This window comes from Staphylococcus sp. AtDRG32, assembly GCF_004365845.1.
Taxonomy (GTDB): Bacteria; Bacillota; Bacilli; order Staphylococcales; family Staphylococcaceae; genus Staphylococcus; species Staphylococcus hominis.
The window spans coordinates 208204-226612 of the sequence record NZ_SODE01000001.1 but is presented as its reverse complement, the minus strand read 5'-3'; the positions used below and the strand labels follow the sequence as shown (position 1 = coordinate 226612).

Sequence of the window (18409 nt, the reverse complement as noted above, 5' to 3'; positions counted from 1 at the left end):
TTTTAAAAAGTGGGAGTGAGACATGAATAACATCATTTAGTCTCACTCCCCATGTATGATTTATAAAACGTGATATTTTATGGATATAAACGATTTAATAAACGTGGGAATGGTGATGTTTCTCTCACGTGTTCAACGCCTGAAATCCATGCAACTGTGCGTTCTAAACCTAAACCAAAACCACTGTGTGGCACACTACCATAACGACGTAAGTCTAAATAGTAGTTATAACTTTCTGTATCAAGTTGATGTTCATCGATACGTTGTTCTAATAATTCTAAATCATTAATACGTTCAGAACCACCAATAATTTCACCATAACCTTCTGGTGCAATTAAATCTGCACATAAAACTGTGTCTTCGTTGTTAGGGTTTGGCTGCATATAGAATGGTTTAATTTTAGTTGGATAATTTGTAATAAATACTGGTAAATCATAATGATTGGCTATAGCTGTTTCATGTGGCGCACCAAAGTCTTCACCCCATTCAATGTCATCAAATCCTTCTTCTTTTAAGAACTTGATAGCATCATCATAAGAGATGCGTGGGAATGGCGCAGATACTTTTTCTAATTTACTCGTATCTCTATCTAGCGCTTTTAATTCTAATTTACAATGTTCTAATACAGATTTTACGATATGAGATACATATTGTTCTTGAACTTGTAAACTTTCTTCGTGATTTGTGAATGCCATTTCAGGTTCAATCATCCAGAACTCAATTAAATGACGTCTTGTTTTAGATTTTTCAGCTCTAAATGTTGGTCCAAATGAGAAGACACGTCCATGTGCCATAGCTGCAGCTTCCATATATAATTGACCACTTTGAGATAAAAATGCATCTTGATCAAAGTATTTAGTATGGAATAATTCACTAGTACCTTCTGGTGCACTTGCAGTTAAGATAGGCGGATCAATTTTAGTAAAGCCATTTTCATTAAAAAATTCATATGTTGCTCTAATGATTTCATTTCTAATTTTCATTACTGCATGTTGCTTTTTAGATCTTAACCATAAGTGACGATGATCCATTAAGAATTCTGTACCATGGTTTTTAGGTGTGATTGGATAATCGTGAGCTTCATGAATGACATCAATTGATTTTACTTGCATTTCATAGCCTAAATCAGAACGATTATCTTCTGTAATCGTACCTGTGACATAAAGTGATGATTCTTGTGTAATGTCTTTAGCAAGTTTAAATGTTTCTTCATCGACTTCTGATTTAACGACAACACCTTGCATAAATCCACTACCATCACGTAATTGTAAAAATGCGATTTTACCGCTTGAACGTTTATTTGTTAACCAAGCGCCAATTGTGACTTCTTGATTAATGTATTGTTTTGCTTGTTTAATTGTTGTTTTCATAATCAAACTCCTACTTTATTTTCTTTTTATACAATACTTATTTATTTTATCAAAATAGAAAGTGAACTTCTAGCACCTGAATAGTGTTCTCATTATTTAAAATAAACTATTTTTTTCTGTTTTTCAGTTTACTTGCCTGCATGCGGTAAAGTAATTTATTAAATTGTTGAATATCCCCTTTTTTTTGAGAATAAGATTCTAACGATTGTTCAAAAAAATGCTTATAGTTACTATTTGTTAAACGATCATCAAAGGAAACAATGAGTCCCTTATCGTCTTCGTTACGAATCAATCTACCTAGACCTTGTCTAAAACGCGTTACAGCATCAGGTAAGACATAATCTTTAAATGTAGATTCAAATTCTGAATCCATTAGCCAATGCTTTGTATTATATTTATTCATGAATGGTAATTTAGCAATCATCACACATTTAATACCATTAGATTGATAGTCAAATCCTTCAAAAAATGTTGATGTACCTAACAAAATAGCTTTATCAAAGTGATTAAATTGTTGAACGATTTTATAGTTTTGATTTTGTTGTTGGGTCAAAATAACATAATCGTCAAATATTGGTAATTCATTTAATAGCTCTTGTACCATATGCATCATTCGATAACTGGTGAAAAGTACGAGACATTTAGATTGTGTTATAGTTACGTACTCTTGAATATAGTCTACAATAGACGCTACATAATCCTCTGTATTTTTAAAATCATAAGAAACAACATCACTTGGAATATAAATATTTGTTGATTTATGATTTTGAAGTGATGACTGTACTTCATAAGTATTAAATTCTACATCTTCTTTAAACCAGTTTTTAAATGCCTCAAACGAATGGTTAAATGTAAGTGTGCCTGAAATAAATGTTAATGATTTAAATTTCTCGAGCACTTGCTTTGTTAAAATATCCCGTACTTCATAATCTTTTACAATTAGACGTATGGTCGATTTTTGATTCAAATTTTTGATAGATATGAAAGCAGTATGATTTTGTTTTAAACTTTGTTCTATATGTCTGTAATTATCGTTAATGTAAAGTAATTGCTTACGTATAGATTTGATTGTTTTATGGTTAATACCATTAAAAAATTCTAAAGTTTTATTGATTTTGTCTACAATTGTATGTAAATCTTTTAGAATACGTGTAGAATCAAAGTCGAATACATAATGATATCGATGTACATCATCATCATGTACATCTGAGTGTTGAACAATATCGAAAATATGATTAAATAGGGTTTCATTTAGTTCGTGTAAATCAGAAATATTAGATTTTAAACCAAACACGTCAATAGGTGGAATATCTAATCGTTCCAAAATACGTTGTTGCTCTAAATGATCTACTAATTTAAGAAGCTTTTCATTTTCATTTTTCCCTATTAAACCTAACTGATATTTGATATCAGAATAATTTAATTCATTGGTCACTTGATTAAGAGCATAATCAGGTAAACGATGTGCTTCATCAATGATACAATCATCAAATAACTGATAGATTGAATTCTCTTGATCTGAATGAATAAGATGCGCATGATTAGTAATACCAATTTGAATATTTTGAGCATTACGCTTTATATAATTATAGTAATGAATATCGTGTCTTACTGGAACATAAGTTTCTAATTTTTGGTCAAAATACATTTTCTGACCACCTTTTAAATTTAACTCTTGTATATCTCCAGTATTTGTTTCTAATATCCATATAAGTAATTGCATTTTTAAAATATTCACTTCATAGTTAGCTGTATCATCTTTTAAAATTTGACTTATCAATCCTAGTGAAATATAGTCTGTTTTACTTTTAATAAGTGCAGCATTAATTTTGAAATCTAGCGCGCGATTAATACTAGGAATATCTTTTTGAAGTAATTGATGTTGAAGTAATTTCGTGTTTGTTGAAATCATTACATGTCTGCCTGTTTCAATGTTATACATCAATGCAGCTAATAAGTATGCTAATGATTTACCACTTCCTAAAGGTGCTTCAATAAGTGCCTTATCATTATGCATTAACTGCTCTAAAATAATTTCTGACAAATAGAGTTGTTGTGGGCGATAAGTAAGTTCAAGTGCTGTTGTAACTTCTAGATATAAATCTTTTAATGAACCTTTAAATTCAATTTGTGGCACTTTTAAGTCTTGTTGTTTTTTATAGATAATCTGTTCAAATTGAGCATACTGATAATCTATATCATGATTATGATGTTGTCTGACCATTTCAAATAAAATGTTAAATAAATCATATTTTAAATGCTTACTTAAATAATATAATTGTTTTAAGGTATCTATAGGTAATGACTCAAACTTTTTAAAAGCTTTAATCATTAAATAGGCCGTTGTTGTTGCATCCTCATCTGCTCGATGTGCATTTGTCAGAGGTATATTATGAGCATTTGCTAATTCACTTAATTGGTAACTTTTTTCAGTAGGAAATGCAATTTTAAATAATTCTAGGGTATCAAGCACCTTTTTAGGTTTAAAATGAATATTACTTTTTTCAAATGCTTTTTTAATGAAATTCAAATCAAAGTCAACATTGTGGGCTACAAATATACAATCTTTGAGTTGTTCATATATATCATCAGCAATTTCATGAAAATACGGTGCTTGTTCTAGCATAGTTTCTTCGATAGAAGTCAAAGCTTGGATAAATGGTGGGATTTCCAAATCAGTACGAATCATTGAATGATAAGTTCCTGATATTTTATTATCACGTACAAATGTAATACCAATTTGTATAATTTCATCATGTTCAAGTTGGTTTCCGGTTGTTTCTAAATCTACTACCGCAAAACTTGTATATGCCATATCTATCTCTCCTAATTCTATCCGTATGCTTATATATCTATATCTGCGCTTATAAGTCGTCTAGTCTGATTATCTTCATCTTTGACAATTAAAAAGCCGTCATTATTAATATCAATAGCTTCACCTATAAATTGTTCTCCATTTTCAGTAAATGTTAACTTACGATGCCAAATATTAGATGTACGAATGTATTCATCTCTAATTGTTTCAAATGAAGAGTTAAGAAATTGATGGTAACGCTTTTCAATTTCCTCAATTAAACGTTTCAAAAATTGATATCGATTGATTTCTTCTGAATGGTGCAAGCGAATGCTTGTAGCACGATGACGTATCATATCAGAAAAATCTTCTTCTTGATGGTTTAAATTAATACCAATACCACATATTATGGCCTCAACTGCATCAGCATTTGCTACCATTTCTGTTAAAAATCCACATACTTTTTTATCATTAATATAAATATCATTTGGCCATTTAATCTCTACTTTGTCTCTAGAAAATGCTTGGATAGCATCTCTAATTCCTAAAGCTATAAAAAGATTAAATTTTGGAATCATTGCAAATGAGACATTAGGTCTTAAAACAACAGACATCCATAACCCTTTTCCTTTTGAAGAAGACCAATTACGATTGAAACGACCACGACCTTTTGTTTGTTCATCACTTAAAATTAACATGGTATGCTGATTATCAACAAGACCTTGTTTAGCAATAGTTTGAGTAGATTCAACACTATCATATACTTCAATTTTGGATACTAAATGATTAGACTCTAGTACTTTATTGATAATGCCTCTATACCAACGATTTGGCGATGCATTAAGCTTATGTCCTTTATGATTAATTGAGTCAATATCACATCCATCTGCTTTTAATTGATCAATTACTTTTTTCACAGCAGCTCTCGATATATTAAGCTGATTTGCAATGTATTGACCAGAAATATATTCTGATTGATGCTCATATAACATTTTAACGACATCTTGACTATATTTTGACATTTTCATTCACCCATTTCAAAATTTCTTCTTTGTTATTTTTGATTTTATCAGTAACTATCGCACATTCTATTTCTCTCAATACATTTTTTAACCAAGGGCCACCATTTTTATTAAAATGTGCAAGTAAATCTTTTCCATTCACATCCATTTCTTTACGTTCATGTAATTGAAGGTGTTGAACGACTTGTTTAATAGAAAGAGAATTGATAATAAGTTCTGAAGCGGTAGGAATTTGATTATTTTGAAGTACAGAATAAATATTTAAAACCTTTAAGATATAATAGTCACTATAATCATAAACAAATAATTTCAAAGCATCTTTAGTAGTAATTTGAGGTAATGTTTCAATGATAGCAATATATATATGTATATCTGATTTTTCTTTATTACTAATTTTTAATTGCTTTAAAGAAGGAAGATTATTATTTTTTATAAGTAAGATGGCTAACCATTGTTCAAATTCAAGAGGTTCATTGATGTAAACACATGTCATATCTAATTCATTAAAAAATGGAATATAATTAAAAATTTTTAAAGATAATAAATTATGATAACTCTGTTTAACATTACTTCCTAAGATTAATTTTTTAAATTCTACAACAATTCGCTCGATTGATAAATATTTAACGTCCGAACAAGTTAATTGCATTGCTTCAAAGGTTTCAGTATGAATATCAAATGTAAGTTGTGACTGAAATCTAAGGCCACGAATAATTCTTAATGCATCTTCTTTAAATCGTTCACTTGGATTCCCTACCGTACGTATCAATTTTGATTGTATATCCTTTTGACCACCAAAGTAATCAAATATTTTATAATTTTTATCCATAGCAATAGCATTGATAGTGAAATCTCTACGTTGTACATCTTCATAGAGATTTCTCACAAAATTAACTTCACTTGGACGACGGTGATCTAAATAATCACCTTCTGATCTAAATGTTGTCACTTCGTAATTTTCATTGTTGAAAACAACATTGATTGTGCCATGCTCTTTTCCAATTGGAATAGTGTGTTCAAATATATCTTCAATTTCGTCTGGCATCGCACTTGTAGTGATATCAATATCATGAATTGTACGATGCATAATGTAATCTCTGACTGCCCCGCCTACAAAATAAGCTTCGAAATGATGTTTTTCTATTTGATTTAGAATTGGCAAAGCTGTTTCAAATAATTCATTACCCATATTAATCCTCTTTTTTAATTCAACATTTTTTTATAGTAATATTCATATTGATCGACGATAAGTTCAGAACTAAATCGTTGTTTAATATCTTTAAGCATATTACTTTGTAATTCTTGATAAAGTTGCTCATCTGTTAATAATTTTAGTGCATAATGACTTGCTTGTTCACTATCTCCTACATCTACAATATAACCTGTTTCACCATGTTTGATGACTTCTTTGATACCACCAGCATTTGAACCTATAGGTACGACTCCTGTAGTCATTGCCTCTAATAGTGTAAGGCCAAAACTTTCTTTTTCACTTAACAGCAAAACTAAATCAGCCATTTGATAGAATTTACTAACTTGATCTTGTTTACCTAAAAATAATACATCATCTTCGATATGTAATGACCTTGCTATTTTACGCATATCTAAAAGTTCTGGACCATCACCTAATAAGATCAACTTGCTTGGTATATGTTTATGAACTTTAGCGAAAGTTTCTAAAATAGTGTCAATACGTTTGACTTTTCTAAAGTTTGATACATGTATAAGAACTTTTTCCTCAGGCTTTATATCGTAAAGCTCTTTATATTGATTTTCATGTTGTGTAGGAAATTCTTTTTCTCGAACAAAATTATAAATAGGAATAATCTCTTTATCTGTTTCAATAATTGACTGTGTTTGTTCAGCTAATGAATGACTGACACTAGTCACGAGGTCACTTTGTTCAATGCCAAATTTAATAGCGCCTTTAAGTGAATGATCATAGCCTAACACTGTGATATCAGTACCATGTAATGTTGTCATAATTTTTATATCTTTTCCAGACATTTGACGTGCTAAAATACCACATACAGCGTGTGGTACAGCATAATGCATATGCAAGATATCTAAATCATATTCTTTAATAACTTCAGATATTTTTGTGCTCAATGTAATATCATATGGTGGATATTGAAATACTGCATATTGATTTACTTCGACTTGATGGATAGTAATGTTAGGCAAAGGCTTACGAATTCTAAAAGGAATATTTGACGTAATAAAGTGAACTTCATGTCCCCTTTCTGCCATTTTTATACCTAATTCAGTTGCTATGATACCTGAGCCACCCATTGACGGATAACATGTAATACCTATTTTCATAAAATAACCCCCTTTCTATCCATTATTTACGTTCAAATCGATTTTTATCTCTAGTATTAAATTTATCCATTGTATCATTAAAACTTTCTGTCATATCAATACCAAGTGAATTAGCAATGCAAAGTAAAACAAATAAATTATCTCCTAATTCAGCTTTAACAGAGTTTTCTTCTTCCGTTGGTTTCTTTTGCTTTTCACCGTAATAATGATTGATTTCTCTTGCAAGTTCGCCCACTTCTTCTGTTAGACGGGCTAAATTAGCTAATGGAGAAAAATAACCCGCTTTAAATTGACTAATATAGTCATCTACTTCTTTTTGCATTTGATTTAAAGATTTCATCATCATTCTCCTTTTTTCCGTTTCTTTCTAAGTATATCTCAAATTAGTTGTTAATGCATTTTATCAATTCTATTCTATGAGATATAAAAAAAGAGCGAAACAGAATTCATTTTTGAATTCATATTTCGCTCGATATAACTCCTTGAAAATCTTAAATGTTGTTACACAAGATTTAAGATTGAGTTAGTTTATAAAGGTAGTTTAGTTATCACTTGCACGTGCCAGTAAAATAATTCTAACAAGTTCGGCTACAGCTGTAGCTGTTGCTGCTACATAAGTCATAGCTGCTGCTGATAATACCTTTCTCGCATGTTTATATTCTTTTTCATTCACAATATTAAGTGCAGTAATTTGTTTCATCGCTCTTGAGCTTGCATCAAATTCAACTGGTAATGTCACGATTGAGAATAAAACTGCTAATGACATTAACCCAGCACCAATCCATAATGCAGTTGAGCCAAAAGCACTACCTAATGCTGTTAAAAAGATACCAGCCATAATAATGATATAGCTTAATGAACTACCAATATTTGCTAAAGGTACTAAAGCAGTTCTAAAACGTAAAAACGCATAACCTTGTTGGTGTTGAATAGCGTGTCCAACTTCGTGTGCCGCAATAGCTGTACCAGCTACTGAAGGACGATCAAAGTTTGCAGGAGATAAACAAACTACTTTCTTATTTGGATCATAGTGGTCTGTTAAAAAGCCTTCGCCCTTAACTACATCTACATCGTAAATTCCATTAGCATGAAGAATTTCTTCTGCTACTTCACGACCCGTCTTACCACTTGTTGATCTTACCTGTGAATATTTTTCATAATTTGATTTTACTTTGTGTTGAGCCCACATTGGAATGAGCATAATAATGACGATATATATAATATAAGACACTATAGACAATCAATTTCACTCTCCTTTAATCATATTCTACTGACTATCGAATTTTTTATCAAATAATTTAACCTTTATTAATTTATTAAAACTATAATAAAGGATAAGTGACATAATACTTAGCCATAGCGCGATAAAAGCAACTAAATGAACGTGTTGCTGTATAAAATCATAATAAGGATATTTCTTTAATATATAATCTACATAATCATTGTTAAATATCCATATCATAGAAATAAACAAACTGAGTATAGAAATTTTGAATCGTGGATAAAAATAGATACTTTCAAGTACCATAATTCCATGACTAATAATTAAAAGTACATTCATAATAGTTATATCGTTATTATTAACCATCATTATCAAATTCATAATGACAGCCCATAAACCATATTTAAATAATGTTACAAATGCTAGTCCTTCAATAATACTATTTTGTTTATTTAAAATAATTAAACAAATTGATATACATAACAATAGCGATGCAATAGGACTATCTGGTACAAAAATTAGATAATGCCATTGTGTCTTAAGTAATTGATCACCATACCATATAAAACCATAAATGGTGCCTAAAACATTACATATAAGCAATATTACGAGTATGGAACGTTGATATAATGATAATTCCCATAGTTGTCTTAAAGTAGGCATAAGTTATAATTCCTTTAATTTTGATCTATGAGTGATGAGTTAATACACTCAAAATTTGTGATAATTGATAAAAACGTTGTTGATCTTTCATTTGTAAACTTACATCGATATGATGTTCTAATTGTTCGATTAGTGAATACTTTTTATTTAGATCAAGACTTAAGTGATATATATTATTAAGATATGCAAGATATTGATCAGAATATATTAATTGTTGAATTATAAGCTCATTTAATCGCCCATCTTGCTTATCGTTGTATTCAAAGTGAATGAATATATCAATACAAATATCTTTAGAAGCTATATAATTGAATATTTCATTTGTATTAATTAATGTTTGATCGTCTTTTGTTAATTTAATCGCAGAGAAATTGGAGTGTTTTAGGCCAATTTCAAGGGTTATATGACTTTTAATTTTCTTATTTACAAAATGACTACAATTTAATTTTGGCGGTGAGGCTTTTAAATAATTTAATAGCCACACACTAATTCTGGACTTAAAATGATAATGAAACAAAGCATATTCAATATAGCTTTGTTTCATTTTAACTAATGTGTCATTCAATTTTAACACCCACTCTAGTCATTCAATCTGCTCAATTCTTCATTCCAAGTTTCATTAGTTGGATCGATAATTAATAATTCGTTAAGTAATACTTTAGCTTTATCTTTTTGGCCAATTTCAATTAAATAGAAATAATAATCGCTTAAGAATAGACTCTGAGATTTTAATGTTGGATAAGCCAATTCATAGAAATGTTGGGCTTCAGTATCTCTTTCTTCTTCCCCATATGCATGTGCTAAATGCCACATAAAGACAGGGTCAAGATCTTCTTCATCTACATAAGATAGAAGTGAAATGATGGCTTCATAGTCTTCTTTTTGACGGAATAAATCACTTAAGATAAGTAAAGGTTTATGGTAACCATTATCTACTTCAAGTGCTTTTTTAAGAAGTTCTACCCCCTCATTCGCATCTCCATGTTCAATTTCTAAACTACCGGTAGAAACCATGAGTTCTTTATAAAATTGATTAAGACGTAACCCTTCTTTACCTGTTTCAATCGCATCTGGATAATTTTTTTCATTTTCATATAAAGATTGTAAATAAAAGTAACCTTGAATAAAGTCTGGGTCTTTAGAAAGAAGTGTAGTCATAATTTTTATAGCTTCTTGAGTTAGATCATTTTTTTCATATGCGATGGCTTTTTTGAAAAAGTCATCAGAGATCATTTCATCTTCACTAATCTCATCAAATAACTGTATAGCATCACTATAATTTCCACTTTGTAACGCACAATCAGCCATTCTTGAAAATAAATTAATTCCATTTATTTCATATTCGCCTGTATCTAAAACAACTTCATATTCTCGTGTAGCACGAAGGTATTGTCCATCAAAATAAAGTAATTCTGCTAAAGCAAAATGAATAATTGGGTCATTAGGTTCTAATTCACGCGCTTCAGTTAACTTATCAATAGCAACTTCAGTCATATTGATTTGTTGATATAAGTCGGCTTCTAACATTAACTTTTCAGGTGATAATTCAACTTGATTTAAATATTCTAATGCTTCGTCTGTTTGATTTTCAGACATAAGGCCTTCGATAAAATAAATTAATAGTTCACTTTCATCTGGATACTTATGATATAACGTTCTAAACACTTCAAGACCTTGAGGTGTTAATCCAAAGTTATATAATGTTTCTCCTAAAATAAATAAAGCATCATCATTATTGGATGTTAATGCTTCATTTACACGTGTATCTAAATGATCTAATTTTTGAAGATTGATATCGTCTATTAATTTATAGATATCTTCCATAATATTTTATCCCTCATTTTCTAAAAGCTTTAATTTCGGCAAGAAACCAGGGAATGATACATTTACTGCATCAAACTGACGTATCGTTAATGGCGAATCACTTAAAATAGAGGCGACTGCAAGCATCATGCCAATTCTGTGGTCAGTTAAGCTATCTACTATAGCATTTCTAGTTAATTCAGAGGGATGAATAATTAATCCATCCTCTGTAGCTTGTAATTTAAAACCTAGTAAATTAAGCATATCTGCAGTTGTATCAATACGATTAGTTTCTTTTACCTTTAATTCCTCTGCGTCCTTAATCATACTTGTACCAGAAGCTTGAGTGCATAACAAAGCAATAATTGGCAATTCATCAATTGCTTTAGGAATTAAATCTCCTTCAATTGTGATTGGTTTCAAGTTGTTCGTATACTGAACTCTAATCGACGCAGTTGGTTCTGAAGACTCTGTAACATTAAATAATTCAATGTTACCATTCATTTGTTCAACGATATCTATAATACCTGAACGTGTAGGATTGATGCCAACATTATGAATTGTAATATCACTTCCTGGAGAAATCAAAGCAGCTACAATAAAGAAAGCAGCTGAAGAAATATCTCCTGGTACTACAAAGTTTTTAGGTTGAATATTGCTTATAGCATAAGGAGATGTTGTAATCACTTTTTGATTTACTTGTATTGGAATTTGATAATGTTTAAACATCGTTTCAGTATGATTTCTACTTATGTCTAATTCTGTAATTTGTGATGCTTCTTTTGAAAATAGACTTGCAAACAAAATTGCACTTTTAACTTGAGCACTTGCGACTTCCATTTGATAATTGATACCATTAATGGCTGAAGGCTTAATAATAAGTGGTGTATAGTTATTTTCAATACCATTAATATTTGCATTCATTAATTTTAAAGGTTTTAAAATACGATCCATAGGTCGTTTTCCTATCGATGTATCTCCAGATAAGACACACTCTATGCCCAATCCACTTAAAAGACCAGCAAGTAAGCGCGTTGTTGTACCAGAATTTCCAGTATATAACGTTTGATGTGGTATATTGAAATGTTGATATCCTGGAGAATTAACAATAAGACGATGTTCTTCAATTTCAATCTCAACACCTAAGAGTTTAAAAATTTCAATTGTACGTAAACAATCTTCACCTAGAAGCGGTTGTTCAATAATTGATTTACCTTTAGCGAGTGACGATAGCATAATTGCTCTATGCGTCATAGATTTATCTCCAGGTACTTCTATCTCACCCTTTAATGGACCATGAATATCTATTGTTTGACTTGTTGTCACAGTATTTCACCTACTCTACTAATAATTGTAGTTGTTTAAATGATTGCTTCAATATATTTTTTTCTACATGATATACATTAGGTTTACCTAATTTCTCGAGTAGAACCATTTGAATACCTTCACCATTATTTTTTTTATCTGATAACATATATTGATACATTTCTTCAAAATCAATCTGCTGAATTAAATCCAGCGGATAATTTAATTGATTCATATAATTAATATAATGTTGAATATCAAATTGTGTGCCAAGAAGATGATTTGCCACAATAAACTGATAAATCATCCCAATCATAATGGCATGACCATGAGGTATTTTATACTTATATTCTACTGCATGTCCAAAGGTATGACCTAAATTTAAATATTTTCTAACATTACTTTCTTTTTCATCTTTTATAATAATGTTTAGTTTTGTTTTTATGCCCTTAAAAATAAATTGATCCATATCTTTAAGTGATTCAAGTGTTTTCCTATCTGAAAAGTGTTTTTCAATATCTTCTGTAGCAACTGCGCCAGTCAATAAAGCATGCTTATATACCTCAGCGTATCCACTTAAAATTTCATGATAAGGTAAAGTTTTTAAAAAATTTAAATCATATATGACTGCTTTAGGTCTATAAAATGCGCCTATAAGATTTTTACCATGGGAAGAATTTATTCCAACTTTGCCTCCTACACTTGAGTCATGCGCTAATATCGTTGTAGGTACTTGTATAAAATCAACACCTCTTAATAATGTAGAAGCTAAGAATCCTGTAAAATCTCCTGTGGCCCCACCACCTATAGCCACTAAACATGTATTACGAGTAAGGTTCATTCCTAGTAGTTGTTCCATGATAGATTGATAATGATTAAACGTTTTCATTTTTTCACCGGCAGGAACGATAACTTTTTGAATGTTTGAATTGTGACATAATATTTCAAATTTATCTCTAAAATTAAAATCAACAAATTCATCTATAATTAAGAATACTTTATCGTAATCTTGAATATAATCGGATAAATATTTAAATGCATGATGTTCTACAATAATTGGATAATTATCACTGTGATATGTGGTTTGTAATTGCATGATATACCTCATTTCTAAAGGTTAATTAAAGATGTTTAAAATTCTATATTTAACTTTCTACGTTCTTCAATTTGTTCTTTAAGTTGATCGATATGATTAGATTGGAACTCTTCTAAAAGAGCTTTAGCAACTTCAAATGCAACGACATGTTCGCAAACAACGCTTGCTGCTGGAACTGCACAACTATCTGAACGTTCTATAGTTGCTTTAAAATCTTCTTTAGTATTAATATCTACTGAATTTAAAGGTTTATATAAAGTTGGAATAGGTTTCATAACGCCATTTACAATGATAGGCATACCATTAGTCATTCCACCTTCAAAGCCACCTAAATGATTAGATCCTCTATAATAACCTCTTTCAGAATGATATAAAATTTCATCTTGAATTTCGCTTCCAGGTTTTTCAGCAGCTTTAAACCCTTCGCCAAAGCTGACACCTTTGAAGGCATTAATACTTACAACACCTTGAGCAATGCGTCCATCGAGTTTACGATCATAATGCACGTAGCTACCTACTGCAACTGGCATATTTTCAACCATAACTTGAACTACGCCACCTATAGAGTCGCCTTCCTTTTTAGCTTCATCGATTTTATCTCTCATTTTTTGAGCAATCGATTCATCAATCACACGTACATCATTTTTATCGATATTTTGTTTAAATGTTTCTGTATCGTATAACCCTACATCTTTAATTCCACCAATTTCTACAACACGACTATACATATGAATGTCTAGTTGAGAAAGTAAAATTTTGGACACTGCTCCTACAGCTACACGTGCAGCTGTTTCTCTTGCAGAAGAACGTTCAAGTACATTTCTCAAATCACGATGATTATATTTCATTCCGCCAATTAAGTCTGCATGACCAGGTCTTGGCTTTGTAATTGTACGTTTCATATTTTCACGTGCCTCGTCACTAATTGGTTCAATACCCATAATATTTCTCCAATGAGTAAAATCATCATTTTTAACTACAATTGTAATTGGACTACCTAAAGTAAAGCCATTTCTTACACCAGAAACAATTTCTACCGCATCTTTTTCAATTTGCATTCGACGTCCTCTACCGTATCCACCTTGACGCTTAAACATTTCTTTATTTATTTCCTCAGCTCTCATTTCTAAGTTAGCTGGAACACCTTCAATAATCACGGTTAGTTGTGGACCATGTGATTCTCCTGAAGTTAAATATCTCATGATTAATAGCTCCTTTCCTTTACCACTTTAAATAGTATTATGTATTATTTGTTATCATATCATATTCAATGAAATTACATAACTAGTGTAGAATAATTGGTGTTTGAAAATTCAAATAATTTTATATAAAAAAGTACCTAAGACAACTGTTGTCTTAGGTACTTTCTAACATGTCGGCAGTCAATGGTTGAATTGAAAATAAATTCCAATTTATTCTACTTTTTAAAAATTATTCTTCATAAAGCCAATTTTCTCTATTAGCTTCGTAGCTATATATTTCATCATCATTAAACCATAAATTGATTTCTCTTTCAGCAGATTCTACAGAGTCTGATCCGTGAATAATATTTCTCCCTACTGTTAAACCATAATCGCCTCTTATAGTACCGGGAGCGGCTTCAGTGGGATTTGTTTTTCCGATAATATGTCTAGATACCGCAACTGCGTCTTCTCCTTCAACAACCATGGCAAACACAGGTCCAGAAGTTAAAAAAGAAACAAGTTTATGAAAAAACGGCTTCTCTGTATGTTCAGCATAATGTATGTTAACAGTATCTTTAGTTGGAATTATAAATTTACCGCCAACTATTTTTAAACCTTTTCTTTCAATTCTAGAAATAATTTCTCCTATTAAATTACGTTGTACTGCATCTGGCTTAATCATTAAAAAAGTGCGTTCCATTATACAAATCCCCCTAATAAAAAAATTGATTTAATATGTATAAATACATTTAATAGCAAACAACCTACTACTACTAAATACTAACAGGTTATTAAAGCGTTTTCAACTTTTTTCTATTCTTATGTATTTCTAGAACGCATTCTTTTAATAAGCTTTCTAAATAAATTTTGAGAATTTGGTTCCTCTAATTGATCAATTAAGTCGAGTGCTTTATTTAAATAATGATCGCTCACTTCTTGAGATTGTGTGATACTATTTGAATTCTTGATTTGATCAATAAGTGGATCAAATTGATGTTTATTTGTCAGGTGTGATAACTCAACAATTTGTTTTTTGAAAACCGGGTCTTTTTTCATCTCTAATAAAACTGGTAATGTAATATGACCATTCATTAGGTCACTACCCACAGGTTTACCTAATTTTTTCTCAGTACTTGTAAAATCTAAAATATCATCTACAATTTGAAAACTCATTCCAATATAATGACCAATCATTTTTAATTTTCGAATCGTCTCATTATCAGCTTGTGATGTTATTGCACCAACTTCTGTTGAAAGTTGAATAAGCAACGCCGTTTTTCTATTAATACGTCTCAAATAGTTCGTAATATTTTGATGACTATTAAATTGGTCTTGGAATTGGAAGAGCTCCCCTCTACAAACATCAACAATTGCGTTAGAAATAATAGTATGAACACGATGATCTTCAATTTTAGAAAGTTGTTTTAAACCTAAAGCTAGTAAGAAATTGCCAGTTAGGATAGCAGTAGTGACATCCCATTTTTTTTCAATAGTCAATTTACCACGACGTTTGTCACTTTTATCAATCACATCATCGTGCACAAGTGTTGCCATATGAATTAATTCTAAAGCTACTGCAACATGATACGTATCTTCAGTAATTTTCTTTGGTCCAAACTGACTACTAAGAAGAACAAATGCTGGACGCACTCGTTTGCCACCCGAAGATAATAAATGAAATGCTGCTTCTTGTAATACAGAATCATTACTTTTAATAGCATTTTTTAAACGCTTTTCAACATTTTTAATTTCACTATTCATACTTAACTTTGCCACATTAATCACCTTTTATTTAGTAGAAGTTTCTATTTATAGCCAAGGTGCATTGCAGCAACGCCACCTGTAAAGCTACGAACTTTTACATGACTGAAACCAGCCTGCTCAAATAAACGCTTTAATTTAGTTTTATCTGGAAAATTGAATGTAGATTGTTGTAACCATTCATATTCTTCCCTAGATTTAGCAAACAATTTCCCGAAAATAGGCATCACAAATTTAAAGTAAAGTTTATAAACTTGTTTAAATACGGGTAATGTTGGTTGACTTGTTTCTAAACATACAATCATACCGCCTGGTTTCAATACGCGATTTAATTCTTTTAATGTTGCTAAATAATCAGGCACATTTCTTAAACCGAAACCAATGGTTACATAATCGAATGTTTTATCCTCAAATGGTAAATTCATAGCATCGCCGTGCACTAAGTGAATATTAGGCATTGATTTAGTTTTTTCTTTACCAACTTCAAGCATATTTTCACTGAAATCTAAACCTGTAACTTCTCCATTAGGTCCTACTGCTCTACTTAAAGCAATAGTCCAATCTGCTGTACCACAACATACATCAAGTGCTTTACTTCCAGGTAACACATTCATATCTTTCATTACATGTTTACGCCATATTTTATGTTGTTCGAAGCTTATTATATTGTTCAATCGATCATATTTTTTAGAAATATTTTGAAAAACCGTATGAACTTGTTCTTTTTTTGCATTATTTTCAGTCATTAATTATTACCTCTACTTTTCTCTTTATCGCTTTGCTTTATATGTTTAATAAATTGGTTTATTTCATCTTCATCATATTCACTTAAATAAGAGGGATAATATTGATGTACCCCACTAAATAATTTTTCAAATATTTCATATTGAGAAATCTCAATATCTGTAAAATGAGAAATAGTTATAAAAGGGAAAAGTGTTTCTATATCTAACACAGCCTTATATATATCATGACGCTCGAGTGAATGATGATGCAATGAAGTTTTAAGCTCATTAGATTTTATAATCGCTTCACTCATTAGCTTTTGATATGACACATCACCAATTTCAGATATTAAAGTATAAAAATGAGCACTTAATAAGTCACCAATTAGAATTGATTTCTTAGATAATTTATTTTTAGAAATATCATCTAGATGCTTCATTGAAGTATCAATAGTGAGGCAGGCAAGTTTAGCATTTTCTGGAATATTAAAATGATCTAAAACATCACTTAATCCTTTATTAATGTGAATTGCTTCATATTCATTAATTCCTTTAAGCCTTTGAGTAATTTGTCTATTTAATTTGCTTAATGTTCTTTCCATGTTCACACCTCACGTTAGTATCAATATACATATTAACATTATATTCATAAAAATAAAATATAGTGCTTATGACGAAAATAACTTCACAGACGCTTCACAGTGAATTGTACAATTATAAATAAAACATATGTATTTAGAATTAAACAATATATAAAATAAAAAGCCCTTATAGGGCTTTTTAAGTAAATTATTTTACAGCATCTTTTAATGCTTTACCAGCTTTGAATGCTGGAACTTTACTTGCAGGAATTTCGATTTCTTTACCTGTTTGAGGGTTACGTCCTTTACGTGCAGCACGTTCACGTACCTCGAAGTTTCCGAAACCAATTAATTGAACTTTTTCACCTTTAGAAAGTGAGTTTTGAATTGATTCGAAAACAGCGTCTACTGCTGAACCAGCTTCTTTTTTAGTTAAATCAGCTTGTTCTGCAACCGCATTGATTAAGTCAGTTTTATTCATTATGAGTTCACCTCCAGATGAATGATAATGATAAATTTATATCATTATGGTATGACTTTAACACAATAATTCCCTTTACC

At 30.4% G+C, this 18409-nt stretch carries 18 protein-coding genes; all 18 read right to left on the bottom strand.

Annotated features, from left to right (window positions below):
- Positions 1-77: 77 nt before the first annotated feature.
- The 18 genes from asnS to BDW25_RS01040 all read right to left on the bottom strand — a co-directional run bounded on the left by asnS (position 78) and on the right by BDW25_RS01040 (position 18329).
- Positions 78-1370 carry an asparagine--tRNA ligase gene (gene asnS / locus BDW25_RS01125; RefSeq protein WP_017176306.1) on the bottom strand — a complete coding sequence of 431 codons (1293 nt, stop codon included), beginning with the start codon at positions 1368-1370 and terminating at the stop codon, positions 78-80.
- A gap of 106 nt (positions 1371-1476) precedes the next feature.
- Positions 1477-4185, bottom strand: a complete 2709-nt coding sequence (locus BDW25_RS01120; protein WP_064207233.1) for a helicase C-terminal domain-containing protein — start codon at positions 4183-4185, stop codon at positions 1477-1479.
- 29 nt (positions 4186-4214) lie between these two features.
- A complete protein-coding gene (locus BDW25_RS01115; RefSeq protein WP_002449737.1) occupies positions 4215-5186 on the bottom strand; it encodes a biotin--[acetyl-CoA-carboxylase] ligase in 972 nt (323 codons plus the stop codon).
- Positions 5173-6375, bottom strand: coding sequence for a CCA tRNA nucleotidyltransferase (locus BDW25_RS01110; protein WP_133944674.1), 1203 nt, complete (start codon positions 6373-6375; stop codon positions 5173-5175). The genes BDW25_RS01115 and BDW25_RS01110 overlap by 14 nt, the downstream gene beginning before the upstream one ends.
- 14 nt (positions 6376-6389) lie before the next feature.
- The gene (gene bshA, locus BDW25_RS01105) at positions 6390-7508 is read right to left on the bottom strand and encodes an N-acetyl-alpha-D-glucosaminyl L-malate synthase BshA (protein WP_133944672.1); all 1119 of its coding nucleotides are present in this window, start codon (positions 7506-7508) and stop codon (positions 6390-6392) included.
- Between the two features lie 22 nt (positions 7509-7530).
- Positions 7531-7848 carry a nucleotide pyrophosphohydrolase gene (locus tag BDW25_RS01100; protein WP_002449913.1) on the bottom strand — a complete coding sequence of 106 codons (318 nt, stop codon included), beginning with the start codon at positions 7846-7848 and terminating at the stop codon, positions 7531-7533.
- A gap of 201 nt (positions 7849-8049) precedes the next feature.
- Positions 8050-8748, bottom strand: coding sequence for a zinc metallopeptidase (locus tag BDW25_RS01095; RefSeq protein WP_002449792.1), 699 nt, complete (start codon positions 8746-8748; stop codon positions 8050-8052).
- 27 nt (positions 8749-8775) lie between these two features.
- The gene (locus BDW25_RS01090) at positions 8776-9393 is read right to left on the bottom strand and encodes a DUF1405 domain-containing protein (RefSeq protein WP_002449828.1); all 618 of its coding nucleotides are present in this window, start codon (positions 9391-9393) and stop codon (positions 8776-8778) included.
- A gap of 25 nt (positions 9394-9418) precedes the next feature.
- Positions 9419-9958, bottom strand: a complete 540-nt coding sequence (locus tag BDW25_RS01085; RefSeq protein ID WP_002449704.1) for a YpiB family protein — start codon at positions 9956-9958, stop codon at positions 9419-9421.
- Positions 9959-9972: 14 nt separating this feature from the next.
- Entirely contained in the window at positions 9973-11217 is a 1245-nt protein-coding gene (locus BDW25_RS01080) for a tetratricopeptide repeat protein (RefSeq protein ID WP_002449879.1), read from the bottom strand.
- A gap of 6 nt (positions 11218-11223) precedes the next feature.
- On the bottom strand, positions 11224-12522 hold the full coding sequence (gene aroA / locus BDW25_RS01075; protein ID WP_002449768.1) for a 3-phosphoshikimate 1-carboxyvinyltransferase: 1299 nt from the start codon (positions 12520-12522) through the stop codon (positions 11224-11226).
- 10 nt (positions 12523-12532) lie between these two features.
- A complete protein-coding gene (gene aroB, locus BDW25_RS01070) occupies positions 12533-13597 on the bottom strand; it encodes a 3-dehydroquinate synthase (RefSeq protein WP_002449806.1) in 1065 nt (354 codons plus the stop codon).
- Between the two features lie 35 nt (positions 13598-13632).
- Positions 13633-14799: a chorismate synthase gene (gene aroC, locus BDW25_RS01065; RefSeq protein WP_002449816.1), complete on the bottom strand. Its 1167-nt coding sequence runs from the start codon at positions 14797-14799 to the stop codon at positions 13633-13635.
- Between the two features lie 229 nt (positions 14800-15028).
- Positions 15029-15481, bottom strand: coding sequence for a nucleoside-diphosphate kinase (gene ndk / locus BDW25_RS01060; protein ID WP_002449736.1), 453 nt, complete (start codon positions 15479-15481; stop codon positions 15029-15031).
- 119 nt (positions 15482-15600) lie between these two features.
- The gene (locus BDW25_RS01055) at positions 15601-16557 is read right to left on the bottom strand and encodes a polyprenyl synthetase family protein (RefSeq protein WP_002449820.1); all 957 of its coding nucleotides are present in this window, start codon (positions 16555-16557) and stop codon (positions 15601-15603) included.
- Between the two features lie 29 nt (positions 16558-16586).
- Positions 16587-17288 carry a demethylmenaquinone methyltransferase gene (locus tag BDW25_RS01050; RefSeq protein WP_002449836.1) on the bottom strand — a complete coding sequence of 234 codons (702 nt, stop codon included), beginning with the start codon at positions 17286-17288 and terminating at the stop codon, positions 16587-16589.
- Positions 17288-17869, bottom strand: a complete 582-nt coding sequence (locus BDW25_RS01045) for a hypothetical protein (RefSeq protein ID WP_002449710.1) — start codon at positions 17867-17869, stop codon at positions 17288-17290. The genes BDW25_RS01050 and BDW25_RS01045 overlap by 1 nt, the downstream gene beginning before the upstream one ends.
- A 187-nt stretch (positions 17870-18056) precedes the next feature.
- A complete protein-coding gene (locus BDW25_RS01040; protein WP_002449794.1) occupies positions 18057-18329 on the bottom strand; it encodes an HU family DNA-binding protein in 273 nt (90 codons plus the stop codon).
- Positions 18330-18409: the final 80 nt, after the last annotated feature.

Coding starts and splice junctions, on each gene's coding strand:
- aroC (WP_002449816.1), bottom strand. CDS start 14,799: ATGAGATATTTAACTTCAGGAGAATCACATGGTCCACAACTAACCGTG.
- BDW25_RS01090 (WP_002449828.1), bottom strand. CDS start 9,393: ATGCCTACTTTAAGACAACTATGGGAATTATCATTATATCAACGTTCC.
- bshA (WP_133944672.1), bottom strand. CDS start 7,508: ATGAAAATAGGTATTACATGTTATCCGTCAATGGGTGGCTCAGGTATC.
- asnS (WP_017176306.1), bottom strand. CDS start 1,370: ATGAAAACAACAATTAAACAAGCAAAACAATACATTAATCAAGAAGTC.
- BDW25_RS01080 (WP_002449879.1), bottom strand. CDS start 11,217: ATGGAAGATATCTATAAATTAATAGACGATATCAATCTTCAAAAATTA.
- BDW25_RS01120 (WP_064207233.1), bottom strand. CDS start 4,185: ATGGCATATACAAGTTTTGCGGTAGTAGATTTAGAAACAACCGGAAAC.
- ndk (WP_002449736.1), bottom strand. CDS start 15,481: ATGGAACGCACTTTTTTAATGATTAAGCCAGATGCAGTACAACGTAAT.
- BDW25_RS01110 (WP_133944674.1), bottom strand. CDS start 6,375: ATGGGTAATGAATTATTTGAAACAGCTTTGCCAATTCTAAATCAAATA.
- BDW25_RS01050 (WP_002449836.1), bottom strand. CDS start 17,288: ATGACTGAAAATAATGCAAAAAAAGAACAAGTTCATACGGTTTTTCAA.
- aroB (WP_002449806.1), bottom strand. CDS start 13,597: ATGCAATTACAAACCACATATCACAGTGATAATTATCCAATTATTGTA.
- BDW25_RS01040 (WP_002449794.1), bottom strand. CDS start 18,329: ATGAATAAAACTGACTTAATCAATGCGGTTGCAGAACAAGCTGATTTA.
- BDW25_RS01100 (WP_002449913.1), bottom strand. CDS start 7,848: ATGAAATCTTTAAATCAAATGCAAAAAGAAGTAGATGACTATATTAGT.
- BDW25_RS01115 (WP_002449737.1), bottom strand. CDS start 5,186: ATGTCAAAATATAGTCAAGATGTCGTTAAAATGTTATATGAGCATCAA.
- BDW25_RS01045 (WP_002449710.1), bottom strand. CDS start 17,869: ATGGAAAGAACATTAAGCAAATTAAATAGACAAATTACTCAAAGGCTT.